The 5,598-nt window shown below is 48.3% G+C and carries 8 protein-coding genes; 6 read left to right on the top strand and 2 right to left on the bottom strand.

All coding sequences use genetic code 11. The annotated features are described in order from the left end of the window. The coding region (locus Q0095_RS02800; protein WP_297881158.1) for a hypothetical protein at positions 1 to 323 on the bottom strand (323 nt) is incomplete at its 3' end. A gap of 191 nt (positions 324 to 514) precedes the next feature. After that, positions 515 to 787 carry a 30S ribosomal protein S15 gene (gene rpsO, locus Q0095_RS02795; RefSeq protein ID WP_005871877.1) on the bottom strand — a complete coding sequence of 91 codons (273 nt, stop codon included), beginning with the start codon at positions 785 to 787 and terminating at the stop codon, positions 515 to 517. A gap of 104 nt (positions 788 to 891) precedes the next feature. Here rpsO and Q0095_RS02790 point away from each other — a divergent pair, with 104 nt between their 5' ends. From Q0095_RS02790 to Q0095_RS02765, 6 genes are all read left to right on the top strand, one after another. Continuing rightward, positions 892 to 1,305, top strand: a complete 414-nt coding sequence (locus Q0095_RS02790; RefSeq protein ID WP_177387765.1) for an Rrf2 family transcriptional regulator — start codon at positions 892 to 894, stop codon at positions 1,303 to 1,305. Next, positions 1,302 to 2,348 carry a 3'-to-5' oligoribonuclease B gene (locus tag Q0095_RS02785; RefSeq protein WP_297881155.1) on the top strand — a complete coding sequence of 349 codons (1,047 nt, stop codon included), beginning with the start codon at positions 1,302 to 1,304 and terminating at the stop codon, positions 2,346 to 2,348. Before Q0095_RS02790 ends, Q0095_RS02785 begins: the two co-directional genes overlap by 4 nt. Then, on the top strand, positions 2,345 to 2,587 hold the full coding sequence (locus Q0095_RS02780; protein WP_297881153.1) for a hypothetical protein: 243 nt from the start codon (positions 2,345 to 2,347) through the stop codon (positions 2,585 to 2,587). The genes Q0095_RS02785 and Q0095_RS02780 overlap by 4 nt, the downstream gene beginning before the upstream one ends. Before the next feature lie 15 nt (positions 2,588 to 2,602). After that, on the top strand, positions 2,603 to 2,782 hold the full coding sequence (locus tag Q0095_RS02775) for a hypothetical protein (protein ID WP_297881151.1): 180 nt from the start codon (positions 2,603 to 2,605) through the stop codon (positions 2,780 to 2,782). Between the two features lie 874 nt (positions 2,783 to 3,656). Continuing rightward, positions 3,657 to 4,814, top strand: a complete 1,158-nt coding sequence (gene dctP, locus Q0095_RS02770; protein WP_297881149.1) for a TRAP transporter substrate-binding protein DctP — start codon at positions 3,657 to 3,659, stop codon at positions 4,812 to 4,814. Next, positions 4,789 to 5,439, top strand: a complete 651-nt coding sequence (locus Q0095_RS02765) for an ABC transporter substrate-binding protein (protein ID WP_297881147.1) — start codon at positions 4,789 to 4,791, stop codon at positions 5,437 to 5,439. Before dctP ends, Q0095_RS02765 begins: the two co-directional genes overlap by 26 nt. The last annotated feature ends 159 nt before the right edge of the window (positions 5,440 to 5,598 follow it).

The raw sequence follows: 5,598 nt of genomic DNA, 5'->3' as shown, positions 1-5,598 counted from the left end.
AATCCGTGTCTCCCGGCCGGCAAAATGGGCTCAGGCAACGATAAGCGCCTTAAGATATCTACGCCTTTTGAGATATTTTTTAAGCATTCTTTTTCTTTGCTATCATGGCTAGCGGGAGCATAGCTGGCGATTTCATCGCCTTCAAAAATATAAAAACCATCGTCCGTTTTTATTTTAAAAACGTCCGCGCCCTGCCCTTTTAACCGAAATTGCCATACCGCTGCATAAGCTGCATCATTCGAAATATCCGCATCTGCGAGGCTGTCTGTGTGGGATCCGGACTCTTTTTTCACATCAATCGCGATACCGTGGAAATAACTCACAAAAATCCTTTAAAACTAAATTTAATTATCCACACCAAATTTAGCTGAACTTCAAAATTCCAAATAAATTTAAACATTTCGTAAGCGAAACGGAAGCCGAAATTCCAGGCATAAAAAAAGCGCCCGCCGTTTGACGGACACTGCGTATAAGTCACGGCGACGAAAATAAACGCCGCCACGAGCAAAGGAGCTTATTTATCTCTTAAATTTAACTCGCTAACGAGCTTGGAGTAAACTGCGTAGTCTTTGTTTTTAAGATATTTCATCATTCTTTTGCGCTGACCTACTAGCTTTAGCAGTCCTAAGCGAGATGAAAAATCTTTCGGATTTGCTTGCAAATGAGTGGTAAGAAGCGTGATCCTCTCGGTAAGAAGCGCGATTTGCACCTCTGCAGAGCCCGTATCTTTCTCTCTTCTAGCGAATTTCGCAACTATCTGTGCTTTTTGAGCCGTGTCTAAAGCCATGATGACCTCCTGATCGGTAAAATAGGAAGCGATTATACTTAATTAACCTAAATTTTTGCTTTCTTTGTGTAAAATGCACGCTTTGACACCAAAGGAGAGAATAAATGCTTTTTACAAAAGCAAGCGAATACGCCCTGCTTTCAATGATCTGTATCGCGGGCAAGGAGGAATCGATGGATGTCGATTCGATCTCTAGCGAGCTTGGAATTTCACGCAGCTTTTTGGCTAAAATTTTACAAAATTTAGCTCGCGCGGGACTTTTAAATTCCTTCAAAGGCGCCAAAGGCGGCTTTGTGCTCGCGCGCAATGCGGACGAGATTACGCTAAGCGAGATCATCAAAAGCGCCGAAAGACGCAAGGCGACGGTATTTGACTGCACCGCCGAGGGGATCGACGCCTGCCCGAACGGTCGCACGCTGTGCCGCGTCAATCTAATGTTCGGCGAGCTTCAAGAGAAAGTCGATGAGTATATGGATACGATCACGCTAGCAGACATCATCGGCAAAGAACGCAAATGAAAATATATCACCTAAGCCACACCGATCTGGACGGCTACGGCGCGCAGTTCGTCGCGGTGCACTACTTGACGGGCGTGGAATTTTTCAACGCCAACTACGGCAAGGAAATAAACGAAAAATTTGATCTCATCCTCGTTCGTATCGATGAGCGGCTCGCTGCAGACACGGACGAGAAAAGCCTGGTTTTAATCACCGATCTAAATTTACTACCCGCGCAGTGCGAGAAATTTAGCGGCGAACTAGCCAGTCGCAACGCTCGCGTGATCCTTCTGGATCATCATCAAAGCGGACTTGAGTGCGCGAAAAAATTCCCGTGGTATTTCCTAGACTCTTCGCGCTGCGCTACGAAGATCACCTATGATTTTTTCAGCGCGATGTTCGGCGGCGCGGCGCGGCTGGATAAGCTCGTGCGCGTCGTAAACGCCGTGGATATCTGGCTAAAAGACGAGAGCGAGTTTGAGCTCGGCAAGGTCTGCCTCGGCATGGTCTCGGGCGCGAAAGAGATCAATAAAATTATGTTTGAGCAGGAGAGCAGGGATTATATCTTTTTCCTGTTAGAAAAAATTTTTAAATTTCAAGACGAGCCGAATGCACACATTGCGCTAGATAGCGCGCTGCACGGCATAAAGAAAGAATTTTTTAAAAGCGAGCGCGACGATACGCTAAGCAATCTCGTTTCGCATTTCGTAGTCGCCCGCCTAAGTGCGCAAAAGCAGCGTTTTGAGATCAATTATCTAGGTAAAAAGGGCATTTTGACCTACAATATCGGCAACGTAAGCGTTATTGGCAACGACTTTTTGACGCAAAACCCTGATGTCGATTTTTTCATCGACGTAACGAGCAAGAAAACACTCAGCTTCCGCGCCGACGGCAAGATCGACGTAAGCGAAATGGCAAAGCTGCTCCTCGGCGGCGGCGGGCACGTAAACGCGAGCGGCGGGATGTTTGCGGGCTTTAAGGACGCGAGCTCGTACGAAGCCGTAAAGGCGCAAATCGTGGATCTAATCGAGAAAAAAAACTCAAATTTCAAAGGAAGAAGATGAAAAATAATGACGAAAAAATCGCCGAGCAGGACCTCATCTACGAGATCAACATCCTGCTTGACGCGATGCTGCTTTATGCTGGCGTGAAGCGCGAGCGGCTCGCTGATGCGGCGCAGTTATACATCGAAAATATCGACACGGTGCTTGCGAACTCGGACGCTAGCGGCGCGGACGAAGTGATCGCCGTGGTCGAGTTTTTGCGTAGCAAACACGCGGAGTTATTTGAAAATAAGGGCTAGCTCGCGAAATTTTAAGTGAAATTTTGCGGGCTAGAATTTTACGAAGCGCAAACTATGCGGAGTAAAATTTCATTTAGCGCAGAAATTTATGGAGTGATAAATCCGCGAGATAAAATTTTGCGAAATAGAATTTCTAAAATGCGAAATGCGGAATTTTACGGACTTAGGCTCAAAATTTTAAAATTTAGCAAGTAGGCTTTGCGAATAAAATTTTATGGCATAGCGGCTACAGAATTTTGTTTTAAAATTTTATGCTGTCAAACAAGAGCAAAATTTCAAGGTCTGGAATTTACGCTAAGAAATTCCGCGCAATAGCAAATTTAAAATTTTAAGTGCATTTTGCGGCACGGAATTTTGCAAAAAATTTTAGACAACGCGGGGTGGCTCTGCGTAAAATTCTAATCTAGGCTTCGCGCGGAATTTGCATCAAAACTCCGCGCGGAATTTTGTGCTTAACTAAGGTGCAAAATTCAAATATAAAGGCTAAATCTTTGCTTGCCAGTGCGGTGCTAAGAGTGCGCTGATTGCGGAATTTTAAATTTAAAAGCACGATTCTGCCGTCTAAGATCAAAAAATGGCGTAGCGTCTAAGCTTGCTGAAATGACAAAGCTCGCTTTGAAAGAAAAAGAGAATTTTATCTGCAAAAGCGCAAAGATAGCATTTTAAGATACTTTTGTTGTTTCTAAGCAAAAAAGATCCGCGCCAGAGGCTTTTAAGCAAGCGCGCTTGATAAAATATTATCGCTAGATATGGCGCAGGTGCAAGTAGGTACGCCCGAATGCGGCGAAATAAAACTAACGTGGCGCCCTATAGTCGCAAAGCCAGGCATTGTAAAATAAAAAGCTTGGGTAGAGCGCTTAGAAACAAAATATCGCAAAATAAGACGTCTGCAAAGCAAGGTGTCTATAAGATGAAGCGTCGTAAAATAGAATAGAAAGCAACGTGTCGATAAAATAGACACCGCGAATCAGAATTTCGTAGCAGTAACGCAGGACGCGATTAAATTTTAAGCCGGCGGCGCGCTAAATTTTGAAATTTTATGAATTTAAAACTTTATGAAAGGATAGAAATGAAAAAGATTTTTTTGTTTGCATGTCTCATGCTTTTGGGCTCGCAGCTTTTCGGCGACGATAAGGTATATCGCCTAAGACTTGCTAGTACGTGGGAGGCGACTACGCCCGTTTTGGGCGCTGCCGCCGAGGATTTTAAAAACTATGCCGAAAGCCTTAGTGGCGGCAGGCTTCAGATCCGCATCGATACGCCGAGCAAGCACAAGGCAAGCTTTGGCGTATTCGACTTCGTCAAAAGCGGTCAATACGATCTAGGATATACTTCGCTTTATTATTATAAAGGCAAAGACGCCAAAACTATGCTCTGGACGGCGGTGCCTTTCGGTATGACTACTGATGAGCAGCACGCGTGGTATTATTATGGTGGTGGGCGAGAGCTTAATGATAAGATGTTTGCACAATACGGCATGAAGACCTTTTTGATGGGATCTACCGGCATGCAAATGGGTGGCTGGTTTAAAAAAGAGATCAACTCGGTTGCAGATTTGCAAGGGCTTAAATTCCGCATACCGGGGCTAGGCGGAGAGGTGATGAGCAAGCTGGGCGCCACTATAAACACGGTGCCTACGGGCGAGCTATTTATGGCGTTAGAGATGGGTACGATCGATGCGGTCGAGTGGGTAAGCCCTGTCTATGATATGCCACTTGGATTTCACAAAGTGGCTAAATACTACTACACAGGCTGGCAAGAGCCTATGGGGGACTGCCAACTGCTGGTAAATCAAAAGGCGCTAGAGAAGCTGCCTGCGGATCTTCAAGCGATCTTAGAGGCTGCAGCAAGACTTGCCGGAGAGAATTTCCAAAATAAGGGCTTTTATGAAAACGCTCGCATTTGGGCGGAGCTAAAAGCGCAGTTTCCGGACGTGCAAGTGCGTGACTTCCCTGCGGACGTGATAGCCGCGCTTAAAAAAGCAACGAATGAAATCTTAGACGAGGAAGCGGCGAAAGATCCGATGTTTAAAGAGATCCTAGACAGCCAGCGCGCGTTTTTGAAAATCGGTAGAGAATGGAATAAAATAAGCACCGTAGCCTACATAAATAACGTAAGCGGTATCGCGGGCGAAAGTGCAGTAAATCCAATCTCCGCAAGCCCTAGCGGTACGATAAGCTCAGATCGGCAAGGAAGGCGTGGTGGCCACGCGCGAGCAGTTTCATGATCTGAAGATCCCCACCTACCTGATGCCGTCGGACTGCGAGGGCAAGGACAATCTGGTGGGCGCCGACGGCACGCGCACGAAGCCCTATGACATCGCCGCGCTCTACAAGAGCATTTCGCAACTGGCCGAGATCTTCGATGTGGAGACAAACGGCCAGGCCCTGGTGGATGATCTGAAGGCACGCCAGGCCGCCGCCGTGCAGAAGGTGAAGGCTTCGGGCATCAAGGATCTGTCGGCGGCGGTGTGGTTCTCCAGCGCCGACATGGACGTGGACCCGTACATGGCGGGTCAGAAGGGTGTGGCCGGCTACATGCTGAAGGAGCTGGGTCTGCGCAACGTGGTGACCTCGGCCGAGGAGTGGCCGACCGTGGGCTGGGAGACCATCGCCAAGGCCAATCCCACCATTCTGGTGATTGCGCGCATGGACCGTCGGCGTTTCCCGGCGGATGACTACGAGAAGAAGCTGGAGTTCCTGAAGAGTGATCCGGTGACGAAGCACATGGACGCCGTGAAGAACGGCCGCATCGCCATTGTCGATGCCGACGCGCTGCAGGCCTCGATCCGCATTGCCGACGGCATGGAGGCGATTGCGGATGCCGTGGTGAAGGCCGGCGCGGCGCACTGAGGTGAGCATGCCCCCTGCCCTGACGCGAGGATGGCTGCGCCGTCTGCTGCTGGCTCTCGTGGCACTGGCGCTGCTGCTGCCGGTGATGCTGCTGTGCATGTGGGCCGGCGAGATCCGCATGCCGGCCGGCACCATCGGTGACGTGCTGGCCAACCACCT

Source organism: uncultured Campylobacter sp., from assembly GCF_938045535.1.
Classification (GTDB): domain Bacteria; phylum Campylobacterota; class Campylobacteria; order Campylobacterales; family Campylobacteraceae; genus Campylobacter_B.
The sequence above is the reverse complement of the archived record's forward strand: the minus strand, read 5'-3'. Positions and strand labels throughout refer to the sequence as shown.